The organism is Ancylobacter polymorphus, from assembly GCF_022836935.1.
In the GTDB taxonomy this organism is placed as follows: Bacteria; Pseudomonadota; Alphaproteobacteria; order Rhizobiales; family Xanthobacteraceae; genus Ancylobacter; species Ancylobacter polymorphus_A.
Window position 1 is genome coordinate 2461342 of the sequence record NZ_CP083239.1, and the last position, 24182, is coordinate 2485523.

General features: G+C 68.2%; 25 protein-coding genes. 12 read left to right on the top strand and 13 right to left on the bottom strand.

Translation table 11 applies throughout. From position 1 onward, the window contains the following. Nucleotides 1–63: 63 nt before the first annotated feature. The 13 genes from K9D25_RS11590 to K9D25_RS11650 form a co-directional block, all read right to left on the bottom strand. Nucleotides 64–519, bottom strand: a complete 456-nt coding sequence (locus K9D25_RS11590) for a CBS domain-containing protein (protein ID WP_244375282.1) — start codon at nt 517–519, stop codon at nt 64–66. Nucleotides 520–799: 280 nt separating this feature from the next. Next, complete coding sequence (locus K9D25_RS11595; protein ID WP_244375283.1) at nt 800–2203, bottom strand: NAD(P)(+) transhydrogenase (Re/Si-specific) subunit beta; 1404 nt, start codon at nt 2201–2203, stop codon at nt 800–802. Nucleotides 2204–2211: 8 nt separating this feature from the next. Further along, complete coding sequence (locus tag K9D25_RS11600) at nt 2212–2652, bottom strand: proton-translocating transhydrogenase family protein (protein ID WP_244450829.1); 441 nt, start codon at nt 2650–2652, stop codon at nt 2212–2214. A 355-nt stretch (nt 2653–3007) separates the two neighbouring features. Further along, nucleotides 3008–4177, bottom strand: a complete 1170-nt coding sequence (locus tag K9D25_RS11605) for a Re/Si-specific NAD(P)(+) transhydrogenase subunit alpha (RefSeq protein ID WP_244375284.1) — start codon at nt 4175–4177, stop codon at nt 3008–3010. 8 nt (nt 4178–4185) lie between these two features. After that, nucleotides 4186–4479, bottom strand: coding sequence for an aa3-type cytochrome c oxidase subunit IV (locus K9D25_RS11610; protein ID WP_244375285.1), 294 nt, complete (start codon nt 4477–4479; stop codon nt 4186–4188). A gap of 88 nt (nt 4480–4567) precedes the next feature. Next, on the bottom strand, nt 4568–5932 hold the full coding sequence (locus K9D25_RS11615) for an ABC1 kinase family protein (protein ID WP_244375286.1): 1365 nt from the start codon (nt 5930–5932) through the stop codon (nt 4568–4570). Between the two features lie 72 nt (nt 5933–6004). Continuing rightward, nucleotides 6005–6502, bottom strand: a complete 498-nt coding sequence (locus K9D25_RS11620) for a DUF6790 family protein (RefSeq protein ID WP_244375287.1) — start codon at nt 6500–6502, stop codon at nt 6005–6007. A gap of 29 nt (nt 6503–6531) precedes the next feature. Beyond that, on the bottom strand, nt 6532–7479 hold the full coding sequence (locus tag K9D25_RS11625; protein WP_244375288.1) for a heme-dependent oxidative N-demethylase family protein: 948 nt from the start codon (nt 7477–7479) through the stop codon (nt 6532–6534). A 143-nt stretch (nt 7480–7622) separates the two neighbouring features. Further along, nucleotides 7623–8234: an IMPACT family protein gene (locus K9D25_RS11630; protein WP_244375289.1), complete on the bottom strand. Its 612-nt coding sequence runs from the start codon at nt 8232–8234 to the stop codon at nt 7623–7625. A 60-nt stretch (nt 8235–8294) separates the two neighbouring features. Then, on the bottom strand, nt 8295–9896 hold the full coding sequence (locus tag K9D25_RS11635; RefSeq protein ID WP_244375290.1) for a 5-guanidino-2-oxopentanoate decarboxylase: 1602 nt from the start codon (nt 9894–9896) through the stop codon (nt 8295–8297). 48 nt (nt 9897–9944) lie between these two features. Then, the gene (locus K9D25_RS11640) at nt 9945–11135 is read right to left on the bottom strand and encodes a pyridoxal phosphate-dependent aminotransferase (RefSeq protein WP_244375291.1); all 1191 of its coding nucleotides are present in this window, start codon (nt 11133–11135) and stop codon (nt 9945–9947) included. Between the two features lie 4 nt (nt 11136–11139). Then, nucleotides 11140–11781, bottom strand: coding sequence for a TetR family transcriptional regulator C-terminal domain-containing protein (locus K9D25_RS11645; protein WP_244375292.1), 642 nt, complete (start codon nt 11779–11781; stop codon nt 11140–11142). Beyond that, a complete protein-coding gene (locus K9D25_RS11650) occupies nt 11778–12656 on the bottom strand; it encodes a dimethylarginine dimethylaminohydrolase family protein (RefSeq protein WP_244375293.1) in 879 nt (292 codons plus the stop codon). The genes K9D25_RS11645 and K9D25_RS11650 overlap by 4 nt, the downstream gene beginning before the upstream one ends. 235 nt (nt 12657–12891) lie before the next feature. Between K9D25_RS11650 and K9D25_RS11655 the strand changes: the two genes are divergently transcribed. The 12 genes from K9D25_RS11655 (at nt 12892) to K9D25_RS11710 (ending at nt 24175) form a co-directional block, all read left to right on the top strand. Continuing rightward, on the top strand, nt 12892–13665 hold the full coding sequence (locus K9D25_RS11655; RefSeq protein WP_244375294.1) for an ABC transporter ATP-binding protein: 774 nt from the start codon (nt 12892–12894) through the stop codon (nt 13663–13665). 49 nt (nt 13666–13714) lie between these two features. Further along, entirely contained in the window at nt 13715–14476 is a 762-nt protein-coding gene (locus tag K9D25_RS11660; protein ID WP_244450856.1) for a transporter substrate-binding domain-containing protein, read from the top strand. Nucleotides 14477–14539: 63 nt separating this feature from the next. Next, nucleotides 14540–15259 carry an ABC transporter permease gene (locus K9D25_RS11665; protein ID WP_244375295.1) on the top strand — a complete coding sequence of 240 codons (720 nt, stop codon included), beginning with the start codon at nt 14540–14542 and terminating at the stop codon, nt 15257–15259. Then, nucleotides 15256–16125 (top strand): ABC transporter permease, encoded by an 870-nt coding sequence (locus K9D25_RS11670; protein ID WP_432207874.1) that lies wholly within the window; start codon nt 15256–15258, stop codon nt 16123–16125. The genes K9D25_RS11665 and K9D25_RS11670 overlap by 4 nt, the downstream gene beginning before the upstream one ends. Nucleotides 16126–16127: 2 nt before the next feature. After that, nucleotides 16128–17297 (top strand): M20 aminoacylase family protein, encoded by a 1170-nt coding sequence (locus tag K9D25_RS11675; RefSeq protein ID WP_244375296.1) that lies wholly within the window; start codon nt 16128–16130, stop codon nt 17295–17297. Between the two features lie 43 nt (nt 17298–17340). Next, nucleotides 17341–18243, top strand: a complete 903-nt coding sequence (locus tag K9D25_RS11680) for a LysR substrate-binding domain-containing protein (RefSeq protein WP_244375297.1) — start codon at nt 17341–17343, stop codon at nt 18241–18243. A 149-nt stretch (nt 18244–18392) separates the two neighbouring features. Then, the gene (locus tag K9D25_RS11685) at nt 18393–19475 is read left to right on the top strand and encodes an ABC transporter ATP-binding protein (protein WP_244375298.1); all 1083 of its coding nucleotides are present in this window, start codon (nt 18393–18395) and stop codon (nt 19473–19475) included. A gap of 18 nt (nt 19476–19493) precedes the next feature. Beyond that, nucleotides 19494–20609 (top strand): ABC transporter substrate-binding protein, encoded by a 1116-nt coding sequence (locus K9D25_RS11690; protein ID WP_244375299.1) that lies wholly within the window; start codon nt 19494–19496, stop codon nt 20607–20609. Between the two features lie 56 nt (nt 20610–20665). After that, nucleotides 20666–21505 (top strand): ABC transporter permease, encoded by an 840-nt coding sequence (locus K9D25_RS11695; RefSeq protein ID WP_244375300.1) that lies wholly within the window; start codon nt 20666–20668, stop codon nt 21503–21505. After that, nucleotides 21502–22314: an ABC transporter permease gene (locus K9D25_RS11700; protein ID WP_244375301.1), complete on the top strand. Its 813-nt coding sequence runs from the start codon at nt 21502–21504 to the stop codon at nt 22312–22314. The genes K9D25_RS11695 and K9D25_RS11700 overlap by 4 nt, the downstream gene beginning before the upstream one ends. Nucleotide 22315: 1 nt before the next feature. Next, nucleotides 22316–23314, top strand: coding sequence for a fatty acid desaturase (locus tag K9D25_RS11705; RefSeq protein ID WP_244375302.1), 999 nt, complete (start codon nt 22316–22318; stop codon nt 23312–23314). 3 nt (nt 23315–23317) lie between these two features. After that, on the top strand, nt 23318–24175 hold the full coding sequence (locus tag K9D25_RS11710) for a sugar phosphate isomerase/epimerase family protein (protein WP_244375303.1): 858 nt from the start codon (nt 23318–23320) through the stop codon (nt 24173–24175). The last annotated feature ends 7 nt before the right edge of the window (nt 24176–24182 follow it).

The following is a 24182-nucleotide window of genomic DNA, read 5'->3' on the forward strand; positions in this document are numbered from 1 at the left end:
GCGCCACAGAAACACCGAGCCGCCCGGAGCGATTCCGGGCGGTTTTTCTTTTGTTGCAAGACCTTACGCCGGAAGCGGCGCCGCCGTCACATCCGCCATCGCCGCGCCCGACAGCGTCGCCGCCGCGCGGACATCGTGCGAGAGCACGTCGCGAATGCTGAGCACGCCGACCAGCTGGTGCTCCTCCATGACGGGGAGATGGCGCACATGGTGCTGCTCCATCAGCGCGCGGACATGGTCGACGCTGTCCTCCATCCGGCAGGAAATCATGTTGCGCGACATGAGATCGCCGACGGTGAGGCGCAGCGCGAGCGCCCCGCGCTCGGCGATGGCGCGGACCACGTCGCGTTCGGAGAAAATGCCGACCACGGTGACGCCTTCCGAGCCGCAGGCATCCTTCACCACCACGGCACCGATGCGCTCGCGGTTGAGCAAAGTCGCTGCCATTTCAACGGTTTCGCCCATCCGAACGGTCGGTACGCGGGCATTCTTCAGCTTCATGAGATCGGCGACAAGCATGGCGTATCCCTCTGGTGGAGCCTCGACTGTCACGCTTCTTATTCTTTGGTCTAAGTCTGGTATGCAATACACACGTCGTCAATGAAATCCGTTGCGGCAACGCAGCATCCACGTCTCCCCCCCTGGCAAAAAGGCCCGCCGGAGGGCGGGCCTTTGCGCGTGTTCTTGGCGTGGACGATGAGTGCGGTGAGGTGGACGATGAGACCGATCCGCCTCGCTCCCGCTCCGCCGGGTGCGGGGCGGCGGGGCCGCGCTTCGTGCTCAGCCGCCCCTGCCGTCCTCAGTGGTTGAGGTTCTTCACCACGTCCTCGACCATCTTCTTGGCGTCGGCGAACAGCATCATCGTGTTGTCGCGGAAGAACAGCTCGTTCTCCACGCCGGCATAGCCCGCCGCCATGCCGCGCTTGATGAACAGCACGGTCTTGGCCTTCTCCACGTCGAGGATCGGCATGCCGTAGATCGCCGAGGTCGGGTCGGTCTTCGCCGCCGGGTTGGTCACGTCATTGGCGCCGATGACGAAGGCCACATCCGCCTGCGCGAACTCGGAGTTGATGTCCTCCAGCTCGAACACCTCGTCATAGGGCACGTTGGCTTCCGCCAGCAGCACGTTCATGTGCCCGGGCATGCGGCCCGCCACGGGATGGATGGCGTATTTCACCTCGACGCCTTCCTCCTTCAGCTTGTCGGCCATCTCGCGCAGCGCGTGCTGGGCCTGCGCCACCGCCATGCCATAGCCCGGCACGATGATGACCTTGGAGGCGTTCTTCATGATGAAGGCCGCGTCCTCGGCCGAGCCCTGCTTCACCGGGCGCGTTTCCACCGCCCCGGCCGGGCCGGTGGCGCTGTCGCCGCCGAAGCCGCCCAGGATCACCGAGATGAAGGAGCGGTTCATGCCCTTGCACATGATGTAGGACAGGATCGCGCCCGACGAGCCGACCAGCGCGCCGGTGATGATCAGCGCGGTGTTGGACAAAGTGAAGCCGATGCCCGCCGCCGCCCAGCCGGAATAGGAGTTCAGCATCGACACCACGACCGGCATGTCGGCGCCGCCGATCGGGATGATGATCAGCCCGCCCAGAACCAGCGAGGCGATGACGATCAGCCAGAACACGGTGTGGCTCTCGGTCGCCACCAGCACGCCGATCAGCACCACGATCAGGCCGGCGAGCGACGCATTGATGAGGTGGCGCGCCGGCAGCAGGATCGGCTTGCCCGACATGTTGCCGTTGAGCTTGGCGAAGGCGATGACCGAGCCGGTGAAGGTGATGGCACCGATGGCGACGCCGAGGCTCATCTCGATCAGCGCCTGGGCATGGATATGGCCGGGATCGCCGATATGGAACGCCGCCGGCGCGTAGAGCGCCGCCGCCGCCACCATCACGGCGGCAAGGCCGACCAGCGAGTGGAACGCGGCCACGAGCTGCGGCATCTGCGTCATCGCGATCTTCTTGGCGATGACCGCGCCGGCGCCGCCGCCGAGCGCGAGGCCGCCGAGCACCAGCGCCCAGCCGCCCGGGCCGGCCGGCGGGGAGGAGCCGAGCGTCGTCACAATGGCGATGGTCATGCCGACCATGCCGAAGATGTTGCCCTGGCGGGAGGTGACCGGGCTGGAGAGCCCGCGCAGCGCCAGGATGAACAGCACACCGGAGATGAGGTAGAGCAGCGCGACCAGATTGGCGTTCATGTCAGCGCTCACTTCTTCTTCGAGTACATGGCGAGCATGCGGCTGGTCACCAGGAACCCGCCGAAGATGTTCACCGCCGCCAGGACGAGGCCGACAAAGCCGAAGCCGCGTGCCCAGCCCGTGCCTTCCGCCACCGTGTCGACGCCGACCGCGAGCAGCGCGCCGACCACGATCACCGAGGAGATGGCGTTGGTGACGCTCATCAAGGGCGTGTGCAGCGCCGGGGTCACCGACCACACGACGTAATAGCCGACGAACACCGCCAGCACGAAGATGGCGAGCTGGAACACGAAGGGGTCGATCGCCCCGCCGGTCAGCGCATGCGCGGCGTTGCCGGCGAGTTCCGCATAGCTCTGCTGCGCCGCCGCGGCATAGGCCTGCGCCGCTTCCGCCGCCTGCCGCGCCACTTCCGCCGCCATCCGCGCCCCTTCGGCCGCGTTCTGCGCCATCGCCCCCTGCGCCGCGTCGGAGACGCCAGGCGCGTTCTGGGCGAGTATCACGCCCCCTGCCGGATTGGCCATTTCCTCGATTCCCTTATCTCTGTCTCTGCCGGGCCGTCCCACTCCCCGAAGCCGGAGGCCCGCTCTGTTCCGTGATGCGGTCGTCTTGCCGAAGCCGCACGCGGCGGCCATTGGAGCAGCCGGCAAACCGGCTGGCGTCGTGCCGAACGCTTCCCCCTTCGCGCCCTCATCCCCGGGCTTGACCCGGGGACCCAGCCTGACGCCGGGCCACCCGGAAGACCTGGGTGCCCGGGTCAAGCCCGGGCATGAGGAAGAAAGGGTGCCGGCCCTCAGCCCGCCCGGCTCACGCCGCCGACGCGCCCTCGGCCGGCGCCGCCGGCGCCGGCGCGAAACCGGGATGCACCACCGCCCCGTCCTTGGTCAGCAGCGTCGCCTTCACCAGCTCGTCGTCCCACTTCACGCTGAGCGCCTTCGACCCCTTGTCCACCAGCGTCTCGACGAAGGCGTAGAGGTTCTTGGCGTAGAGCTGCGAGGCGGTGGCGGCGAGGCGGCCCGGCACGTTCAGATGCCCGACGATCTTCACCCCATTGGCGGTCGTCACCACCTCGCCCGGCACCGCACCGGCGACATTGCCGCCGCGCTCCACCGCGAGGTCGATGATGACCGAGCCCGGCTTCATCGACGCCACCATGTCGGCCGAGACCAGCTTGGGCGCCGGGCGGCCGGGGATCAGCGCCGTGGTGATGACGATGTCCTGCTTGGCGATGTGGCTGGCGGTCAGCGCCGCCTGCTTGGCCTGGTATTCCGCCGACATCGCCTTGGCGTAGCCGCCGGAGGTTTCCGCCTGCTTGAACTCCTCATCCTCGACGGCGATGAACTTGGCGCCGAGGCTCTCGACCTGTTCCTTCGCCGCCGGGCGCACATCGGTGGCCGAGACCACCGCGCCGAGGCGCCGCGCCGTGGCGATGGCCTGCAGCCCGGCCACGCCCGCGCCCATGATGAACACGCGCGCCGCCGGCACCGTGCCGGCCGCCGTCATCATCATCGGGAAGGCCCGGCCGAACTCGGCGGAAGCGTCGATCACCGCGCGGTAGCCGGCGAGGTTCGCCTGGGAGGACAGCACGTCCATCACCTGCGCGCGGGTGATGCGCGGCATCAGCTCCATGGCGAACAGCGACACGCCGGTGCCGGCGATCTCGGTCAGCGCGGCCTCATGGCCATGCGGGTCAGCGATGGCGATGACCAGCGCGCCCTTGTTGGCGCCCTTGAGCGAAGCGGCTTCCGGCCGGCGCACCGCGAGCACGATGTCCGCGCCGGCGACGGCGGCGGCATTGTCCGCCACCACGGTCGCGCCCGCGCCCTCATACTCCCCGTCGCCAATCCCCGACGCCGACCCCGCCCCCGACGCAACAAAAACCGTCGCACCCAGACCGATATAGCGCTTTACCGTGTCGGCAGACGCGGCGACCCGTGGCTCCGAAGCAGAGCTCTCTTTGACAATCGCGATACGCATGGCTGGTCTCAGGAGGTGATGATCAGGGCGAGCACGAGAACGCCGAGCAGGCCGAACAGCAGCTTGGGCTTGCCGTCTTCCGAGGCGAGGCCGATGGCGCAGGCGGCGACCGAGGCGAGGGTGCCGATGGTGAAGATGCCCCAATGGCCGTTGGCGCCGCCAATGGCGAAGGACACCATGAAGCTGCACAGGGCCAGCGTGCTGACGAGGGTCATCTTGGTGAAGAAGTGGTACGTGCCCCGGTGCTCGGCATAGTCGTTGCCATCCGCCTTGGCGTATTCGGTCACTCCGTGATCGGCCATGTCGACCCCCTCCCAAAGAATAATGATCGCGCGATGCTCCGCTTTAGCGGAAGACTCCGCCTGCGGCAACGGCGCGCGCCGGGGCAGGTCAGCGCAGTCCGGCCTCCACCAGCGCGGCGCCTTGACGCGCCGCCACGCTTTCGGTGGAGAAATCGGCGATCGCGTCCTCGAAAAGCGCGTGGAAATTCAGCTCCGCCTTGAGGTGCAGGAACACCCCGCCAAGGCCGATGGCGGCGCGGTCCATGAAGACGAATTCGCGCGGCACCCGCACCGGGCCCTGTTCCTTCAGCGCGCGGTGCACGGTGAAGGCCTCGCGCCGCCCATAGTCCCCCGGCGCCACGCCGTCGGCGATGGTGCGGACGCGGTCGTCGAGCAGCGGGCCATAGATGAAGCGGGCCCAGATGTTGAGCACGTCGATCAGCGCGCGGGTGAGACCGCGAAAGCCCCAGACCTCATAGGCATGGACGATGCGGGCCTCGTCCCCCGCCTGCAGGCCGCGATAGAGATCGACCACGCCGCCGACGAAGCTGGGCGGGAAGATGCGGATGCAGCCATAGTCGAGCAGATTGATCCCGGCCGGCGCGCCCGCCTGCTCGAACACGGTGTAATTGCCGAGATGCGGGTCGCCATGGATGACGCCGAAGCGGGAGAAGGGCTGCCACCACGCCGCGAACATGGCGCGGGCGATGGCGTTGCGCTCCTCCAGCGGATGGTCGACGAAATCGAGCAGGCGCCGGCCGTCCAGCCAGTCCAGCGTCAGCAGGCGGCCGGTGGAGAGGTCCTTATGCACGCGCGGCACCCGCACCTGCGGCGCATCCGCCAGCATGGCGGCGTAGAGCCCGGCATGGGCGGCCTCGCGCTTATAGTCCAGCTCCTCGCGCACCCTTTCGCCGATCTCCTCGGCGATGTCTGTCGTGTCGATGGCCGGGTCCATCCGCCGGTGGATGGAAAGCAGCAGGCCGAGCTGCTTGAGGTCCGCTTCCACCGCCGACTGCATGTCGGGATATTGCAGCTTCACCGCCAGCGCCGTGCCGTCGAGGGCGCGGGCGCGGTGAACCTGGCCGAGCGAGGCGGCGGCGGCGGGCTCCTTGTCGAAGGAGAGGAAGCGCGCCTGCCAGTCCGGGCCGAGCTCGGCCATCATCCGCCGCTTGACGAAGGCCCAGCCCATGGGCGGGGCCTGGTTCTGCAGCGTGGCGAGTTCCTTGGCGTATTCCGGCGGCAGCGCGTCGGGGATGGTCGCCATCAGCTGGGCGACCTTCATGATCGGCCCTTTCAGCCCGCCCAGCGCGGCGGCGAGCGCGGCGGCGTCGCCCTGCTTCGCGCCGGTGCCGAACAGCCTGGTGCCGGCCATGCGCGCGGCGACGCCGCCGACGCTGGTGCCGACGCGGGCATAGCGCAGAGCGCGGGCGGAAAGGCGGTTGGCTTCGCGGTCGGGAGAATCGGGGTCGGTCAAGGCAGCCTCACGGATGGCCCATCAGTTAGGCCGCACCGGGCTGGAGGCAAGCGTGCCGGCCCCCGCCCTCCATCACCTTTGCGGTACGGGCCCGAGCACGCGCTGGATCAGCAACAGGCCGAGCACGGCGAGCGGCGTGAGGAAATCGGTGTAGAAGATCGGCCCGGCATTGCCGCTGGCCACGTTGCCGGTCTCCTCGATCTGGATGGCGTGGCCGATGCCGGCGCCGCCGAGAAAGCCCAGAGCGACGATGCCCACCGCGGCGCGGAAGCCCGGCGAGCCGAAAAAGGCACCGATCACACCGGCGACGCCGATGCCGAGATTGGCCATGCCGACCTCGAACTGGAACGGGCTCGGCGCCCAGCCGATGGAGGCCGCCGCCTGGCCGGGGAAGAACACATGCCCCAGAAAGGCCCACAGCCCCATCAGCCCGACCGGCAGGAGCAGGATGTAACGCAGCAGCTGGTCCACCACGAGGGCGAGCGAGAACGGGTGCGGCCCGCGCCACGACATCAGCAGGGCGAGGCCGATGGCGAGCGCCCAGGCGATCAACGGAACCCAGAAGACCATCAGCCTTTCCCCCCACATGCGCGGCCGGTTCAGTCGCCCGCCGCCAGTCTTTCCAGCGCCGCCGCCACGGCGTCGCGGTGCTCGGTCAGCCCCTTATACGCCAGCTGGTCGGCGTCGAGGCCGAGAATCTGCTCGCGCAGCGAGGCGGCGAGGGTGCGCCCTTCCGGGTGGCGGCGGAAGGCGAGGAACGGGTCGACATGAATGCGGATGGTGAACAGCATGTCGCCGCTCTCCGGCAGGCGGCGCAGGGTCTGGCGTTCCACCCGCACGAAGGCTTCCGGGGCGAGATGGGCGGGGTCCTCGAACCAGTGGCGCGGGCGCTCCTTCGATTCGGGGTGGTGCCGCTCGTCATCGGGATAGATCGACCAGTTCACCCGCCACACCGGCTGATCGACCTTCAGATTCTCGAAGATGCGGTTCATCACCCGGGCGAGCTTGCTCTCATAGCCCGGCACCGCGCGGTGGAGTTCGTCGAGCGACTGGCCGAATTTTTCGGTGAGCGACCAGGCGGAGGGAAAGCACAGCACGGCGGCGACGAGGCGGTAGCCGGCCTCGCCTTTGCGCAGCAGCACGAGATCGTCGGAGACGATCTGCCCGGCGACGACCAGCGGTGCCTCGCTCTCGTCGTCGAGATCGAAGGTCTGGCCGGTGGCGGTCACGGTGAGGTGGCGGCCCTGCAGCCGGTACTGATCGGGAAAGCGCGCGGTGAGATGGGCGACGAGCAGCTCCAGCGTCTCGCGCTGCGCCGCGCGGGTGTCCGGCTCCTCGCACACCACGATGTCGCGCTTGTCGCGGATCAACGCCGCGCGCTCGGCCAGCGTGGTGGCGAGGTGGGCGTCGGGCTCGATCCATTCCGCGAGGTCGAGCGGGGCGAGGCCGACGGAAAACGCCTTGCGCGACCCGTCATAGGGCGTGTGGGCGAAGGCGTCGGCAATGGGCGCGGCGGCGGGGGAGGTCGGGGGGGCGGCGATGTTCATAAAAACGTGCTCGGCTGGCGGAGACGGGCAGGGGCCCGCGTGGGGTTAGCTTAGAACCTGTGCAGGGTTTTCGTCAGCCCAAATTGTCGCCAGCCGACGCCGGATGCCCTGCGGAAAACGCAGGGCGGGGGGCGAGGGGGGCGTCAGGCGTCGGGCGTCTCGTCCTGCCATCGCAGCCGCGAGCGCCCGCTGGTGAGGTCGGACAGCAGTCGCTGCACAGGCTCCACTTGGGCGGCCGGTGACACAATCGACAGGATGGCGCCGCTCGCGGTGAAGGCCTCCACCGCGACCTCCACGCCGGGCAGGGCACCGAGGCGCGCCTGCACCAGAGCGAGATCGCTGAAGCCGCACTCCGCCGTCCCCGCCACCGTCTCCACCAGCGCCACCTTCGCGGCCTCGCGCAGGCATTGCGCGGCGGTGCCGCCATAGGCGCGCACCAGCCCGCCGCTGCCGAGCAGAATGCCGCCGAACCAGCGCGTGACCACCACGGCGACACGGTCTAGGTTCTGCCCGTCGAGCGCGGCGAGGATCGGCTTGCCGGCGGTGCCGGAAGGCTCGCCGTCATCGCTGAAGCGGTAGGCGGCGCCGATCCGCCACGCCCAGCAATTGTGATTGGCCCCGGGATCGGACTGCGCGGCGATGAACGCCTTCGCCGCCGCCTCGTCCGCCACGGGCGCGGCCGCCGCGCGGAAGCGGCTTTTCTTGATCTCCTGCTGGCACTGGGCCACGTCAATGAGGGTGAAGCGCTCGACCATGGCCCCGTCTAGACCAATTCCGGCGAAAATGCCTCCGCCGGATCGAAGAGGCGCGGCGCGTCAGGCGGTGGCGCCGTGCGTGCGCGTCTGGTGAATTTCGATCAGGCTCGGCCCGTTGCGCTCCTTGGCGGCGGTGAGGGCCGCGCCGAGCTCGCTCACATCCGAGAGCCGCAGCGCGGGCACGCCATAGGCCCCGGCCATGCCGAGGAAATCCGGCGGGGAGGGCTTCACGCCCTCCGGGGTGATGCCGTTCGAGACCATGTAGGTCTCGATCTCCTGATAGCCGTCATTGTTCCACACGAGGAAGATCACCCGCGTTCCGGCATCGACCGCCGAGCCGATCTCGGCGAGGGAGAACTGGAACCCGCCATCGCCGGTGAGGCAGACCACCGGGCGCTCCGGCGCACCGAGCGCCGCGCCGATGGCGGCCGGCGGGCCGTAGCCCAGCGCGCCGAAGCCGGTGGCGGCATTGAACCAGGCGCGCGGGCGGGCGAGATCGAGATAGAGATTGCCGGCATAGACGGCCTGGGTGGAATCGCCCACCACCAGCGCGTCCGGCAGTGCGGCGTAGATCGCCTCGATCACGCCGATCTCGGTGCGGATTTTCGGCGTCAGTTCCTGCCACGCCGCCTCGCGCGTCGCTGCCGCCCGCGCCGCACCGTCGCCGCTGCGGGCGGCAACGAGCGGCAGGAGGCCCTCGACCGCCGCTTCCACCGTCGACAGCACGGGAAGGTCCGCGCGCGGCGCGCGGGCGAGCTGGAGCGGGTCGATGTCGACGCGCACGAATGTGGCCAGCGAGGGGAAGTGGCCGTCATCATACATGTCGTAATCGGTCTGGCCCATTTCGGTGCCGAGCCCGATGACGAGATCCGCCTCGGCGATGAGCCGGCGGGTGGCGGCAAGGCTCGGGCTCGCCGGCACGCGCAGGGGATGGCCGGCTAGAAGGCCGCGCGCGTTCACGGTCATGACCACGGGCGCGTCGAGCTTTTCCGCCAGCGCTTCGATCGCGTCCGCCGCCGCGACGGCGCCGCCGCCGCACATCAGCACGATGCGCCGGGCGTCATCGCACAGGGCGGCGAGCTGATGCAGCGTCGCCGCCGCCGCACCGGGACGGGCCGGTACGGTGGCCCTGGCGACGATCGCGCCGGCCGGCAGCGGCATCACATCGGTGGGAATTTCGATATGCACCGGCCCCGGCCGCGCCGAGCCCATGACCGCGAAGGCCTGCGCCACCACCGAGGCGAGGTCCGCCGGATCGTTCAGCGTCCAGGAGGCGGCGGCGAAGCTTTTCATCAGTGCCGCCTGATCCGGCAATTCGTGGAGATAGCCGAGCCCCTGGCCGAGCGAGGCGCGCCGGTTGACTCCCGAAATCACCAGCATCGGCACCGAATCCTGCCGCGCCTGTGCCATGGCGGTGATGGTGTTGGTGAGCCCGGGCCCGGTGATAACAAGCGCCACGCCCGGCTTGCCGGTGACGCGGGCATAGCCATCGGCCATGAAGCCGGCGCCCTGCTCATGGCGCGGGGTGATGTGGCGGATTTTCGCGTCGGCGAGGCCGCGATAGAGCTCGACCGTGTGGACGCCGGGAATGCCGAACACCACCTCGACGCCATTGGCTTCCAGGAGGTCGATCAGCGCCTCCCCAACCGTTTTCGTACCCATGACCGTTCCTCCCACCCCGCCTTGCCCGGCCGCGACCGGGATGTCGCGTTATGCCCGCCGTGCCGTTCTCAATCCCGAGCGCGCGGCCAGCGCCGCCATGCGCCGGCACGCCTCTTCGATCCTGTCATCCGGCACCGTGAGGCTGATGCGGATGAAGTCGCGCGCCTCGGCACCGAAGGCGGAGCCCGGCATGACAGCGACCTCCTCCTCGTCCAGCAGCGCCCAGGCGAAGGCTTCGCCGTCCATGCCGGTGCCGCTGACATCGACGACGATGAACATGCCGGCCTCGGGCGGGAACGGCACCAGCCCCGGCGCCTCCGCCAGCATGGTGCCGATGAGGGCGGCGCGCCGGCGATAGGCGGTGCGCATGAGCGCCGAAGTGCCGATGGGGTTGTCGAGCGCGTGCGCGGTCATGTCGGCGATGAAGGGCTGCTGGCCGAATAGCATGGTTTCCGACACCGCCAGAAGGCGGGCGCAGAACTCGGCCGGCCCGATGGCCCAGCCGCTGCGGAAGCCCGGCGCGGCGTGCGACTTCGAGATGGAGGAACAGACAATGGTGCACTCGGCCAGGGCGGGATCGTCGAAGGGCGAGGCGAAGCGGCCTTCGAGGATCAGCTCCTCATAGACCTCGTCGGAGACGATCCACAGATCGTGGCGGCGGCAGACCTCGCCGATGGCGGCGATCTCCTCGGCCGTGAGCACGGCGCCGGTGGGGTTGTGCGGCGTGTTGAGCAGCAGCACGCGGGAATGAGGGGTGATCGCCCGCTCAAGATCCGCCGCCTGCATGTGGAAGCCTTTTTCCGGGCGCAGCGGCACGGGGATCATCTCGGCGCCGGTGGCGCGGACGACGCCCTCATAGGTGGCGTAGAGCGGATCGCCCACCAGCACCGCGTCGCCGGTCTCGACCAGGCCGAGCATGACGGCGAAAAGCGCGGTCTGGGTGCCGGGAAAGCACAGCACATTGTCGCTGGTCACGTCCGGCCGGCGCCTCGCGTATTTGCGCACCAGCGCGTCGACCACCACTTGCTCGCCGCGCCCGTTGGAATAGCGGTGCCGGCCGGCCGCCATGGCGCGCGTCGCTTCCGCGATCAGCCGCTCATGCGGCGGCAGGTCGGGCTCGCCGATGGTCAGCTCGATGATGGGCCGACCGGCGGCCTTGCGGCGCCGGCCCTCGACATGGACGGCCCATTTCTCGGAGCCGAGGCGGGCGAGCCTGTCGGTGATGGATGCGTAGCGCATTGGGCTACTCCCGGTCGCGAGCGGTGGGGGTTGGCGCGGCGATCGGCTGGCCGATCAGCGCCTCGACGGAGGAAAAGGCGATCGAGACCAGTTCGCTTTCCCCGAAAAGTTCGCCGGCGAGGCAGCCTTCCAGCCACAGGCCGTCGAGGATGCCGTTAATGGCGATGGCCAGCGCGCGGATGCGTTCCCGCGTGACGGGCGCGCCCCGGCCGGCGAAAAAGTCCGCCAGCAGTTCTTCCAGCTCGGCGCGGAAGCTCAGATAGCCTTCGCGGTGGATCGCCGCGAGGGCGGGGTCGACGCTGACCCGGCTGATGAACGCCGCCCAGAGCGAGAGGCTGCGGCTGTTGGCGACGGGCTCGGTCAGGTTGACGAAGATGAAGTCCGACAGCCGCTGCTCCGGCGTGCCCTCAAGGTTCTTCGCCTTCTCGGTCAGCCGGGCGATGAGGACCTTGTAGGCTTCCTGGAGGATGATGTCCTTGGAGGCGAAATAGTGCCGGATCAGCCCCGCCGTCACCCCGGCCCGTGTCGCGATCTGGCGCACGGTGGCGCCCTGTAGCCCGGCTTCTGAAATGCAGTCCAGCGTCGCCTCGATGAGGTCGTGCCGACGCTCGGCCTCGGTGCCCCTATGGAAATCGCGGCGGGTCATGCCGCGCGACGCAGCACGGGCCGCGTCAGGCAGGTGGGGCCGCCCTCGCAGGCGATGCACAGCGCGTCCGCCGCGAAGGTCGACACCGTGCAGCCGGCGGCCTCCATCGCCGCTTTGGTGGCGGGGAAGCCCTCGACCATGATCACCTCGTTCGGGCGTGTCGGCAGCACGTTGAGCGAGAGGCCGTTGCTGGCGTGGAACTCGTCCGCGGGGGCTTCGATTAGGCGGATGCCGCGCGCCTTCAGCAGCTGGTAGAACGCCGCCGGCAGCAGGGGCGCGAAGACGAGGGCGAGATCGTCGGCCAAGGGGCTGATGACGCTCATGAGGTGCAGGCAGGCTTCTTCCCCGTGCCAGAGCGGCAGGTCGAAGCCCAGCACCGTGATGCCATAGGGGGCGAGCAGGGCGCCGAGCTGGTCGATGCCCGCCTGATTGGTGCGCACGCCGCGCCCGACAATGAGGGTGCGCGCATCCAGCCACACGCAGTCGCCGCCTTCCACCGTGCCGGGAGCCTCGATGCGCCCGAGGATCGGAATCTGGCGTTCCGCATAGGCCCGCTCATGCAGCGCCGGCTCGCTGGCGCGCAGCGGCTTGCCCATGCGCAGGATCACCGCGCCATGGTCCGTCATCAGCGAGGGGTCATGGGTGAACATGGCGTCGGCGAGCCCGTCGCCGGGATCGTCCAGCCAGAGGACCTCGGCGCCGGACTGTTCGACCAGGCGGGCGAAGGCGCCATATTGCTCGACGGCTTTCGCGCCATCGAAGGTCGGGCCGTAGTGCCACTGCGCCGGGTCCGCCGCGCGCAGGCTCGGGCCCGGGCGGCGCATGAGCACGCGCTGCAGCGGCGCCGACATTTCCTGCGACCCGAAAGGCGACATATGATACCTCTTGGCGATCAACTGCCAAATTTTTGGCACTGCACAAAAACGTTGCGGTGCGATTAGTTATACGCTTGAATAACTGCGAAGGAAAGTGCATCGTTACCCCGTGAAATGACACGAGGCGCTCACGCCTTGCCCGTTGCCGGTCTCCGGCGGGGCGCGCGGTGGCGTCAGGAAAGAGGGACGGCATGAGCGATATGCCTTGGTCTCGGCCTGCGGAGGCGCCCATCCGATGACGGAGCGCGCCGAGGCCATCGCCATTCGCGACCTGCACAAGCATTTCGGTGCGCTGGAGGTCCTCAAGGGCATCTCGCTCACGGCGCATGAAGGCGATGTCATCGCCATCATCGGCGGTTCCGGCTCCGGCAAATCGACGCTGCTGCGCTGCATCAACATGCTGGAGGTTCCCAGCCGTGGTTCGGTCGCCATTCGCGGCGAGGAGATCGCGCTGAAGCCGAACGGGCTCGGCGGGCTGGCGACCGCGGACCGGCGGCAGGTGCAGCGCCTGCGCTCCCGCCTCGGCATGGTGTTCCAGAGCTTCAACCTCTGGCAGCACATGACCATTCTGCAAAATGTCATCGAGGCGCCGGTGCATGTGCTCGGCGTGCCGAAAGCCGAGGCGGTGGCGCGCGGCGAGGCGCTGCTGCGGCGTGTCGGCCTGTTCGACAAGCGCGACGCCTATCCCGCCTTTCTCTCCGGCGGCCAGCAGCAGCGGGCCGCGATCGCCCGCGCCCTCGCCATCCAGCCGCATGTGATGCTGTTCGACGAGCCGACCTCCGCGCTCGACCCCGAACTGGTCGGTGAGGTGCTGACCGTCATCGGCGATCTCGCCCGCGAGCAGCGCACCATGATCCTGGTGACGCATGAGATGAAATTCGCCCGCAATGTCGCCAGCCACATCGTGTTCCTGGCCCATGGCGTGATCGAGGAACAGGGCCCGCCGGAACAGATCTTCGGCGATCCAAAATCGGAGCGGCTGAAGAAGTTCATCAGCTCAAGCCACTGAAAAAGCCCGAAAACCAGAGGGGACCAGCATGAAACACGCTTTCAGGACGATGATCGCCGCCGCCGTCATCGGCATGGCCGGCATTTGCGGCGCGGCCGCCGAACCGCTCAAGGTCGGCTTCGCCGCCGAGCCCTATCCGCCCTTCGCCTCGCCGGACGCCAGCGGCAAGTGGGAAGGCTGGGAAGTCGAGTTCATGGAGGCCATCTGCAAGCAGGCCAAGCTCGAATGCGTGATCACGCCCGTGGCCTGGGACGGCATCATTCCGGCGCTGACCTCGAAGAAGATCGACATGATCGTCGGTTCGATGTCGATCACGCCCGAGCGGCTGAAGACCATCGACTTCTCCGACAAGTACTACAACACGCCGACCGGCGTGATCGGCCCCAAGAGCGAGAAGTTCACCGCGACGCCGGAGGGGCTGAAGGGCAAGACCATCGGCGTGCAGGTCGCCACCATTCACCAGGACTATGCCAACAAGTATTTCGGCAAGGCCGGCGCGACCGTGAAGGAATACCAGACGCAGGATGAGGCCAATGCCGACCTCGCGGCCGGGCGTCTCGACGCGGTGCAGGCCGACGCCATCGCGCTCGCCGCCTTCCTCAGCACCGACCAGGGCAAGCAGTGCTGCGACCTCAAGGGCAATGTGAAGGATGACCCGGAAATCCTCGGCGCCGGCGTGGGCGTCGGCCTGCGCAAGGGCGACACCGAGCTGAAGGACAAGATCAACGCCGCGATCAAGGCGATCCGCGCCAACGGCACCTACGACAGCTTCTCCAAGAAGTATTTCGACTTCGACATCTATGGCGGCTGATCCTGTGCGGGCCGGGCCGGCAGGTGATGCCGGCCCGCGCCCGCCGGAGCCCGGGAGGGGCTGATGGCGGCCGACCTGATCAATTGGGGCCTGCTGGCACTGGAGCCGCCCGGCTGGGGCGGGGTGCTGCTCGGCGGGCTGATGAACTCGCTCAAGATCGCCTTTGGCGGCTACGCGCTCGGCCTCGTGCTCGGCACGGGCGGCGCCTTCGGCAAGCTCTATGGCGGGCCGGTGACCAAGGACCTGATGGAGGTCTACACCACGCTGGTGCGCGCGGTGCCGGAACTGGTGCTGATCCTGCTGCTCTATTACGCCGGCACGGATGTGCTCAACCGCCTCTCCGCCGCGCTCGGCTATGGGTCGGTGGACATTAGCGGGCTGGCGGCCGGCATCTTCGTCATCGGCGTGGTGCAGGGCGCCTATTCGACCGAGGTGCTGCGCGGGGCCATTCTCGCCGTGCCGTCCGGGCAGATCGAGGCGGCGCGCGCCTTCGGCATGTCGCCGCTGATGGTGCTGCGGCGGGTGACGCTGCCGGCCATGCTGCCGCATGCGCTGCCGGGGCTGTCCAATCTCTGGCTGATCTGCACCAAGGACACCGCGTTGCTCGCGGTGGTCGGCTTCAGCGAGCTGACGCTGGTGACGCGGCAGGCGGCGGGCACGACCAAGGCCTATATGCTGTTCTTCTGCGCGGCAGGGGTGCTCTATCTGCTGCTGACGCTGGCTTCCACCCTCGTCATCCGCTTCATCGAGGCCCGCGCCCGGCGCGGCTGGGTGGCGCGATGACGCCCCAACGCCGCGCCGGGGCGGCGGAACCGCTGGTGGAGCTTCCGCCGGAAGAGAGCACGCTGGAGGCCACGGCGCTGACCCGGCTGCCGAGGGCGCGGGCCCTGCTCCAGCCGCACCGCCTCGCGCTGATGGCAGTGGCGGGCGTGCTGGTGTTCTGCGCGGCGTGGTTCATGCGCTGGGACTGGCTGCCAACCTATGCCGGGGCGCTCGTCTCCGGCGTCGGTGTCACGCTGCTGATGCTGGTGAGCACGGCGCTGCTCGGCTTCGTGCTCGCCGTGCCGATCGGGCTGGTGCAGGTGACGGGGCCGTGGTGGCTGAGCCTGCCGGCGCAGGGCTTCTGCACCATCATCCGCGGCACGCCGCTGCTGCTACAGCTCTGGCTGCTCTATTACGGGCTCGGCTCGCTGTTTCCGCAATTCCCGGAAATCCGCCAGTCCTTCCTCTGGCCCTATCTGCGCGAAGCCTGGCCCTATGGCGTGGCGGCGCTGACCTTTTCCTTCGCCGCCTATGAGGGCGAGGTGATGCGCGGCGCCTTTTCCGGCGTGCCGAGGGGCGAGCTGGAGGCGGCCCGCGCCTATGGCATGGGTCGCTGGAAACTGTTCTGGCGCATCTGGCTACCGCGCGCCGTGCACCGCGCCTTGCCCACGCTCAATGGCGAGACCGTGCTGCAGCTGAAGGCGACCCCGCTCGTCGCCACCATCACGGTGATCGATGTCTATGCCGTCATCTCCAAGATTCGGCAGGTCACCTATCTGACCTATGAGCCGCTGCTGCTGCTGGCGCTGATCTACCTTATCCTCACCGCTTTGCTGGTGGCGGGATTCCGCTATTTCGAGAACAGAATACCCAACCGGAGTGCCTGAACATGAACGCGCGCGCCACGCTCACCAATGCGATGCCGGAATTGGTCGCGCTGCGCCGGGACCTGCATGCCCATCCCGAACTCGGGCTTGAGGAGGTGCGCACCTCCGATCTCATCGCCCGCGAACTGACCGCGCTCGGCTATCAGGTGACGCGCGGGCTCGCCAAGACCGGGCTGGTGGCGACGCTGTCCCAGGGCAGCAGCAGGCGCTCGGTCGGGGTGCGGGCCGACATCGACGCGCTGCCGATCCTTGAGGAGACCGGCCTGCCCTATGCCAGCACGACGCCGGGGCTGATGCATGCCTGCGGCCATGACGGGCACACCGCCATGCTGATCGGCGCGGCGCGCGCCATCGCCGAGCGGCGCCATTTCGACGGCACGGTGCATCTCATCTTCCAGCCGGCGGAGGAGAATTTCGGCGGGGCGAAGATCATGGTGGAGGAGGGGCTGTTCGACCGCTTCCCCTGCGACGCGGTGTTCGCGCTGCACAATGACCCCGACGTGCCCTTCGGCACCTTCGTGTTCCGCGACGGGCCGATCATGGCGGCGGTGGATGAGTGCCGCATCACCGTGCATGGCCGGGGCGGGCACGGGGCGGAGCCGCAATCGACGGCCGATCCCATCCTTGCCGGGGCCTCCATCGTCATGGCGCTGCAATCCATCGTCGCGCGCAACATCCACCCGATGGACCCGAGCGTGATCACGGTCGGCGCCTTCCATGCCGGGGCGGCGAGCAATGTCATTCCCGAACGCGCCGAACTGGTGATCGGCATCCGCTCCTTCGATCCGGGCGTGCGCGACGAGCTGGAGCGCCGCATCCGCCTGATCGCCGAGGGGCAGGCGGCGAGCTACGGCATGAGCGCGACGGTGGACTATCAGCGCAGCTATGACGCCACCATCAACCACGCGGCGGAGACGGACTTCCTGCGCGCGCTCGCCACCCGTTTCTCCGGGGCGGACAAGGTACGCGAAATGGCGCGCCCCAGCATGGGCAGCGAGGATTTCGCCTATATGCTGAAGGAGCGGCCGGGCAGCTATTTCTTCCTCGGCGGAAGGGTGTCGGAGGCGGACCGCCCGCTCCACCATCCCGGCTACAATTTCAACGACGATCTGCTGCCGATCGGCGCCGCCTTCTGGACCGAGCTGGTCGAGACCTATCTGAAACCGGCGTGAGCGTGCACGGGGCGCGGTTGCGGCGGACGAAGGACGAGGTTTCATGCGAGTGCCCTCGACACAGGCGCTGCGGGCGCTGGAAGCCTTCGCCCGCCATGGCACGGTCTGGCAGGCGGCGGCGGAGCTGAACATCACCCGCAGCGCGGTCAGCCACCAGCTGCGCTTCCTCGAACAGGATCTCGGCTTCGCCCTGCTCCAGCGCGCCGGCAAGGGCGTGAGCCTGACGGCGCAGGGCAAGCGCTACGCCGCCGATGTGCGCACCGCTCTGGCGCTGCTGGCCGACGCGGCGGTGCAATATGGCGATCGCGGGCTGCTGCAGGGGGCGATCACCATCAGCTCGACGCCGGGCTTCGCCACCTTCTGGCTCTGCACCCATATCGCCGAGTTCCGCCAGCTCCATCCCGGCGTGACGCTGCGCATCGTCACCCCGTCGCGGCTGGAGGATGTCGACGCGCCGGGCGTCGATGCCTTCATTGCCTATGGCGACGGCGACTGGCCGCGCCACAGCGTGGAACTGCTCAGCGTGGTCGATTTCATGCCGGTATGCAGCCCGGCGCTGCTCAACCAGCTCGGCGGCTTGAGCGAGCCGGTGGACGTGTTCCGCACGGTGCTGCTGCATCTCGACGGGCTCGGAGACTGGTTTACCTGGCTATCGGCGGCCGGCGTCGTGGCGCCGCGCACCGACCAGGGCGTGATCTTCTCCGACATGAACCTCGTTCTGGCGGCGGCGCTGGCGGGGCAGGGGATCGCCATCGGCGACAATTTCGTCTGCCGGCAGGCGGTGGAGACCGGGCGGCTGGTGGTGCCGTTCGATCTCACCATCCGCGCCTCGCGCGCTTACTACTTCGTCACCCCGCGCGACCGTCCCGGCAATCCCGCGATCGAGGCCTTCGCCGACTGGCTGAAATCACGCCTCGTCCAGACCGCGCCGGTCATGCGGCTATGAATGCTGAATTGATAGGCGGCGCACTATCCGTGCTTAGCATGCCGCCAATGGCGTGAATTTATAGCTACAGCATTCGGCATTTTTATTCATTTGAGGTGAGCGGATCGCGAGATTAGGATTTCTACATATACAGGGAGCACGCGGCAAAGGTGAGCAAGCGCGCGGTCGGGTTGCAGGCGGTCGGGATCGGCAAAACCTTCGGCCACTTCACGGCGCTGGAGGGCATCACGCTCGACATCGCGGCGGGGGAGTTCCTCACCCTGCTCGGCCCCTCAGGGTCCGGCAAGACGACCTTCCTCATGGTGCTCGCCGGTTTCCAGGCCGCGACCACGGGCCGGCTGCTCAGCGACGGCACCGACATCACCCGCAGCCGGGCGGAAGACCGTTCCTTCGGCATGGTGTTTCAGGGCTATGCGCTGTTTCCGCACAAGAGCGTCGCGCAGAACATCGCCTTCCCGCTGCAGGTGAGGGGCGTGGCGCGCGAGGAGATCGCCCGCCGCGTCGACGCCATCATCGCCCGGGTCGGGCTGGTGGGGCACGCGAACAAGCGCCCCGCCCAGCTCTCGGGCGGGCAGCAGCAGCGCGTGGCGCTGGCCCGCGCGCTGGTGTTCGAGCCGCCGGTGCTGCTGCTCGACGAGCCGTTTTCCGCCCTCGACAAGCATTTGCGCGGCCGCATGCAGGACGAGGTGGCGCGCCTGCATGGCGAGTTCGGCACCACCTTCGTCTTCGTCACCCATGACCAGAGCGAGGCGCTGTCGCTGTCCTCGCGCATCGCCATCTTCAATCATGGCCGGCTGCTGCAGGTCGGGGCGCCGCGCGACATCTATGAGCGCCCGTCGAGCCGCTTCGTCGCCGAGTTCCTCGGCGAGATCAACCTGCTTCCCGTCGACGGCATCGGCCATTGTTCGCGGGGCACCAGCGGCCGGTTCGAGGAGGTGCGCCTCACCGCGCCGCGGCATGAGAACCTGAACGGCAGTGCCGTGCTGGCGGTGCGGCCCGAGCACATGTCGGTCAGCCCCGAACCGCCGGCGGAAGGCAATGGCGTGCCTGCGCGGCTCGCCGGCACCACCTATCTCGGCTCGGCGATGCGCCTTGCCTTCGCCACACGCAGCGGCACGCCGCTGACCGTGACCCTGCCGAGCGAGGCCGCCGGCCGCATCCTCTCCCATGGGCCGGATGTCTGGGTCACCTGGTCCTTCGAGAATGGCTTCCTTCTTCCAGAGCAAAGCTGAAAACAGCAGGAGCACGCCGTGAACGACGCATTCCAGAAAGACTGCCTCGACATTCTCGCGGCGAAGGCCGCGCGTGGCGAGATCGACCGCCGCCGTTTCGTCACCCTCGCCGCGCTGATCTTTGGCGGCGCCCCGCTGCTCCTGCGCACGCCCGAAGCGCTGGCGCAGGTGCGCCAGCTCGTGCTGGTGAATTGGGGCGGCGACGCGCTGAAAGCCTATGACAAGGCCTATGGCCAGCCCTTCGAGAAGGCGACCGGCATCGTCGTCAAGGAGGACGGCACCGGCCCGACCGAGGGCGCCATCGCCGCCCAGTTCAAGAGCGGCAAGCCGACCTGGGATATCGTCGATGCCGACCCGTTCTCGGCCATCTCGCTCGGCAAGCAGGGGATGATCGAGCCGATCGACTATACGATCGTCGACAAGGCGAAGATGCGGCCCGGCTTCGACTGGGAATATGCCGCTTCGACCTATTTCTTCTCCTATGTCCTTGCCTATGACGCGGAGAAATACGGCGCCAACCCGCCCAAGACCATGGCCGACTTCTTCGATGTGAAGACGTTCCCGGGCAAGCGCACCATGTATAAATGGGGCGCGGGCATGTGGGAGGCGGCGCTGCTCGCCGATGGCGTCGCGCCCGACAAGCTCTACCCGCTCGATCTCAAGCGCGCCCATGCCAAGATCGCCGCGCTGAAGCCGGATGTCGCGGCCTATTGGGGCGGCGGCGCGGAGAGCCAGCAGCTGATGCTGAGCGGCGACGCCTCGATGGGGCTGATCTGGTCGACCCGCGCCTCGCTGATCGAGAAGGATTCCGGCGGGCAGATCAAGTTCACCTGGAATCAGGGGCTGCTCTCGCCGGGCGCGCTGGCGGTGATCAAGAACAACCCCGGCGGCAAGGAGAACGCGATGAAGTTCATCGCCTCCACCTCCGTGCCCGAGCGCCAGCTGGTGATGTTCGACATGCTCGGGCAGGGGCCGGCCAACCCGGCGACCGATGCGCTGATCCCCGCGGACCAGCGGCGCTACAACCCGGTCGACCCCGCCAATATGAAGAGCCAGGCCGTGCTCGACATGCCCTGGTACGCCGACAATTACGGCGCCGCGCTCGACGAGTTCACCAAGGTCATCTCGGCCTGAGGCCCGCGCCCTCCCGCACCGCGCGGGAGGGCTTTCGCCCCCGACGGATTGCCCCCATGCGCCCGCGCTCCGCCTTCTGGCCCGCACTCGCCCTGACAGCGCCTCTGGTGCTGTTTCTGGCGTTTGCCTATGCGCTGCCCTTCCTCGGCGTCGCGCTGTGGAGCGTGACGCTGCCGGAGCCGGGGGTCGGGCAGTATGAGCGGCTGGTGAGCGATCCGCTGGTGCTGTCGGTGTTTCTGCGCACCTTCCGCATCTGCTTTCTTGTCACGCTGATCGCGGTGGCCTGCGCCTATGCCGTCACTTATGTCTGGGTGCGGGGCTCAAGGATGCAGCGCCGGCTCATCGAGATCTGCATCTTCGTGCCGTTCTGGATTTCGCTGTTGACACGCGCCTTTGGCTGGCTGGCGCTGCTGTCCAATCGCGGCATCGTCAATAGCGCACTGCAGGCGCTCGGCCTCATCGACGCGCCGCTGGCGCTGGTGCGCAACGAGCCGAGCGTGATCGCCGGCATGGTGCATGTGCTCATCCCCTTCGCCGTGCTGCCGCTCGCTTCCGCGATGCGGGCGGTGGACGAGCGGGTGCTGCTCGCGGCGCGTGGCATGGGCGCCTCGCGCCTGCGCATCTTCTGGTCGGTGTTCTTTCCCATGACGCTGCCCGGGGTGATCGGCGCGACGCTGATCGTCTTCGTGTTCAGCCTCGGCTTTTTCGTCACCCCGGCCATTCTCGGCGGCGGCCGGTCGATCATGGTGGCCGAGCTGGTGTATCTGCGCATGTTCCAGAGCCCGGACTGGGGGCTGGGCGCGGCGATCAGCGTGGCGCTGGTGGTTCTCGTCGCCGCGCTGATGGGCCTGCTGGCGCGCTTCGCCCGGCTCGGGCTGATGGGGAGCGGGCGATGAGGCTGCAGCGTCCCGGGCCCGTCGCGGTCGTGCTCGCGCTGCTGGTGGGGGTGTTCCTGCTGCTGCCGCTGCTGGCGGTGGTGCCGATCTCCTTCACCCCCGGCCGGCTGCTGACCCTGCCCAAGGGCAGCCTGTCGCTGACCCATTACCGCACTTTGTTCGAGAATCCGGACTGGCTCGCCAGCATCCTGCTGAGCGCGCGCATCGCGCTGTTCACCAGCGTGATCGCGACCGGGCTGGCGACCAGTTTCGCGCTCGGCATCTGGATGCTGCAGCCGCGCTTCTCCCAGCTTCTGGTCGGCTTCGTGCTGCTGCCGATGATCGTGCCGCCGGTGGTTTCGGCGATGACGCTGTATTTCCTGCTCACCGGCATGTCACAGGTCTCGCACGCCATCGGCTTCGACAGCGTGATCGGCGTGACGCTTGCCCATGTGGTGATGACGGTGCCTTTCGCGGTGGTGATGGTGCTGGTGGCGCTGGCGCAGGTCGACCGGCGCATCGACCTCGCTGCGCGCGGCATGGGGGCGGGCGTCGTCCAGCGCATCGTGCACGTCATCCTGCCCAATATCGGCTTCGGCGTGGCGACGGCGGCGCTGCTGGTCTTCGTCCTGTCCTGGGAGGAGATCGGCGTCACGCTGTTCATCACCAGCGTCGACGCGATCACCTTGCCGCGGCTGATGTGGATGGGGCTGCGCGACAATGTCGATCCCGCCGTCGCCGCTATTTCCGTCGTGCTGATCGTGGTCACGACGCTGATCCTGCTGGCCCGCGTGGCGCTGCAGCGCCGCCCCGATTTCGAGGAGGAATGAGATGGACGAGGTATTCGGCCGCAAGGACATGATCAGTCCCTCCCGGCTCAAGGAACTGAGCGCGAAATCGGATGTGTCGGGCTTCATCCAGCTCGGCAGCCATCTCGGCGCGCTGGCGATCACCGGCGCGGCGCTGTGGTTCAGCTGGGGCACGTGGTGGATGGTGCCGGTGTTCATGCTGCACGGCACGCTGATCAACTTCCTCTATGCCGGCCAGCATGAGATGAGCCATTCCACGGTCTTCAAGACCAAGGCGCTCAACGAGTTCTTCGGCCGGCTGTTCGGCTTCGTGCTGATCTATCCGCGCGATTTCGACCAGATCCAGCACTTCGCCCATCACCGCTACACCCAGGACTGGGAGGGCGACGGCGAGCTGGGGCGCGAGCGCTATTCGATGCTGTCCTATCTGCTCTGGGTGCTGGGGCCGACCTATTGGTACAGCCGCATCCGTCGGGTGCTGCGCTTCGCCTGCGGCATCGTCAGCGAGCATTACATTCCGCAGGACCAGCACGCGAAGGTCATTCGCGAAGCGCGCTGGCATCTGGCGGGCTATGCGCTGATCGCGGTGCTGTCGGTGGCGACGGGCAGCTGGCTGGCGGTGAAGCTCTGGCTGCTGCCGATGATCGTGATGAAGCCGGTGCACCAGCTGCAGAACACGATCGAGCATCTCGGCCTGCCGCATGTCGACCAGATCACCGAGAACACCCGCACCACCCGCACCAACGCGCTGATGCGCTGGATGTGCTGGAACATGCAGTTCCACACCGCCCACCACGCCTTCCCCGGCGTGCCGTTCCACCGGCTGCCGGACCTCCACCGCACCATCTTCGTGGAGAAGGGCCGCAAGCCGCATTCCATGACCTATCTCGGCTTTCAGCTGGCGGTGATCAAGGCGTTCTGGAACGGGCGGACCGAGGCGGACTATCCCGACGACAAGATCTGGATCATGGACGACACCGACCTCGAACCGGTCGGCCCGCGCGCCGCCAAGCGGGTCTGAGCCATGCCGCTCAAGGTCTACCAGTCGCTCTGGGCCACCGAACGCCGCCGCCCCGGCACGCCGGAGCGGCCGGTGCCCGAGCGCTTCGACGCGGTGAAGGCGGCCGGCTTCGACGGCATGGCCATCGACCTCGGCGCCATGGATATAGACGCGGCGCGGGGCACGGTGGCGGAGTTCGCCCGCACCGGCCTTGGCGGGCTGCTGACCGCCTTTCCCCGCTCGATCGAGGAACTGCGCCCGGCGCTGCACCTCGCCAAGGAGATCGGTTCGCCCTTCGTCATCGTCATCGGCCAGGTGATGCCGCTCTCCGTGGCGGAGATGGTGCCTGTCATCGAGGCGTGGATGCGGATCGGGCGGGAGGAGGGCGTCCCGCTGCAGTTCGAGACACATCGCAACTGCATCACCAACGACATGTTCGCGACGCTGCTGCTGCTCGACGCCATCCCTGAGCTGCGGCTCGCCGCCGACCTGTCGCATTATGTGGTCGACCGCGAGATGATGCTGCCGATCAGCACTGAGTATCAGGCGCAGGTGGGCCGGCTGCTGGCGCGCTCGGACAGCTTCCAGGGCCGGGTGGCCAATCGCTGCCAGGTGCAGCTGCCGCTGCATTTCCCCCAGCACCAGCCCTGGGTCGCCGTGTTCCGCGACTGGTGGCGGCGGGGATTTTCTTCATGGCAGGCGCGCCACGGCACGGACGCCGACTGCCTGTTCCTGTGCGAGCTCGGCCCGCGTGACTACGCCATCACCGATGCGCAGGGCGAGGAATTGTCGGACCGCGCGCAGGAAGCCCTGCTGCTGCGCCAATGGGCGCTTGAGGACTGGGACGCGGCTACCGCGCATCCCGTCGCCGAACCGAACTGAGGAGAAG

Coding starts and splice junctions, on each gene's coding strand:
- K9D25_RS11675 (WP_244375296.1), top strand. CDS start 16,128: ATGAACGCGCGCGCCACGCTCACCAATGCGATGCCGGAATTGGTCGCG.
- K9D25_RS11625 (WP_244375288.1), bottom strand. CDS start 7,479: ATGAACATCGCCGCCCCCCCGACCTCCCCCGCCGCCGCGCCCATTGCC.
- K9D25_RS11645 (WP_244375292.1), bottom strand. CDS start 11,781: ATGACCCGCCGCGATTTCCATAGGGGCACCGAGGCCGAGCGTCGGCAC.
- K9D25_RS11605 (WP_244375284.1), bottom strand. CDS start 4,177: ATGCGTATCGCGATTGTCAAAGAGAGCTCTGCTTCGGAGCCACGGGTC.
- K9D25_RS11670 (WP_432207874.1), top strand. CDS start 15,256: ATGACGCCCCAACGCCGCGCCGGGGCGGCGGAACCGCTGGTGGAGCTT.
- K9D25_RS11660 (WP_244450856.1), top strand. CDS start 13,715: ATGATCGCCGCCGCCGTCATCGGCATGGCCGGCATTTGCGGCGCGGCC.
- K9D25_RS11630 (WP_244375289.1), bottom strand. CDS start 8,234: ATGGTCGAGCGCTTCACCCTCATTGACGTGGCCCAGTGCCAGCAGGAG.
- K9D25_RS11695 (WP_244375300.1), top strand. CDS start 20,666: ATGCGCCCGCGCTCCGCCTTCTGGCCCGCACTCGCCCTGACAGCGCCT.
- K9D25_RS11705 (WP_244375302.1), top strand. CDS start 22,316: ATGGACGAGGTATTCGGCCGCAAGGACATGATCAGTCCCTCCCGGCTC.
- K9D25_RS11610 (WP_244375285.1), bottom strand. CDS start 4,479: ATGGCCGATCACGGAGTGACCGAATACGCCAAGGCGGATGGCAACGAC.
- K9D25_RS11640 (WP_244375291.1), bottom strand. CDS start 11,135: ATGCGCTACGCATCCATCACCGACAGGCTCGCCCGCCTCGGCTCCGAG.
- K9D25_RS11680 (WP_244375297.1), top strand. CDS start 17,341: ATGCGAGTGCCCTCGACACAGGCGCTGCGGGCGCTGGAAGCCTTCGCC.
- K9D25_RS11665 (WP_244375295.1), top strand. CDS start 14,540: ATGGCGGCCGACCTGATCAATTGGGGCCTGCTGGCACTGGAGCCGCCC.
- K9D25_RS11650 (WP_244375293.1), bottom strand. CDS start 12,656: ATGTCGCCTTTCGGGTCGCAGGAAATGTCGGCGCCGCTGCAGCGCGTG.
- K9D25_RS11655 (WP_244375294.1), top strand. CDS start 12,892: ATGACGGAGCGCGCCGAGGCCATCGCCATTCGCGACCTGCACAAGCAT.
- K9D25_RS11710 (WP_244375303.1), top strand. CDS start 23,318: ATGCCGCTCAAGGTCTACCAGTCGCTCTGGGCCACCGAACGCCGCCGC.
- K9D25_RS11590 (WP_244375282.1), bottom strand. CDS start 519: ATGCTTGTCGCCGATCTCATGAAGCTGAAGAATGCCCGCGTACCGACC.
- K9D25_RS11620 (WP_244375287.1), bottom strand. CDS start 6,502: ATGGTCTTCTGGGTTCCGTTGATCGCCTGGGCGCTCGCCATCGGCCTC.
- K9D25_RS11700 (WP_244375301.1), top strand. CDS start 21,502: ATGAGGCTGCAGCGTCCCGGGCCCGTCGCGGTCGTGCTCGCGCTGCTG.
- K9D25_RS11600 (WP_244450829.1), bottom strand. CDS start 2,652: ATGGCGCAGAACGCGGCCGAAGGGGCGCGGATGGCGGCGGAAGTGGCG.
- K9D25_RS11635 (WP_244375290.1), bottom strand. CDS start 9,896: ATGGGTACGAAAACGGTTGGGGAGGCGCTGATCGACCTCCTGGAAGCC.
- K9D25_RS11595 (WP_244375283.1), bottom strand. CDS start 2,203: ATGAACGCCAATCTGGTCGCGCTGCTCTACCTCATCTCCGGTGTGCTG.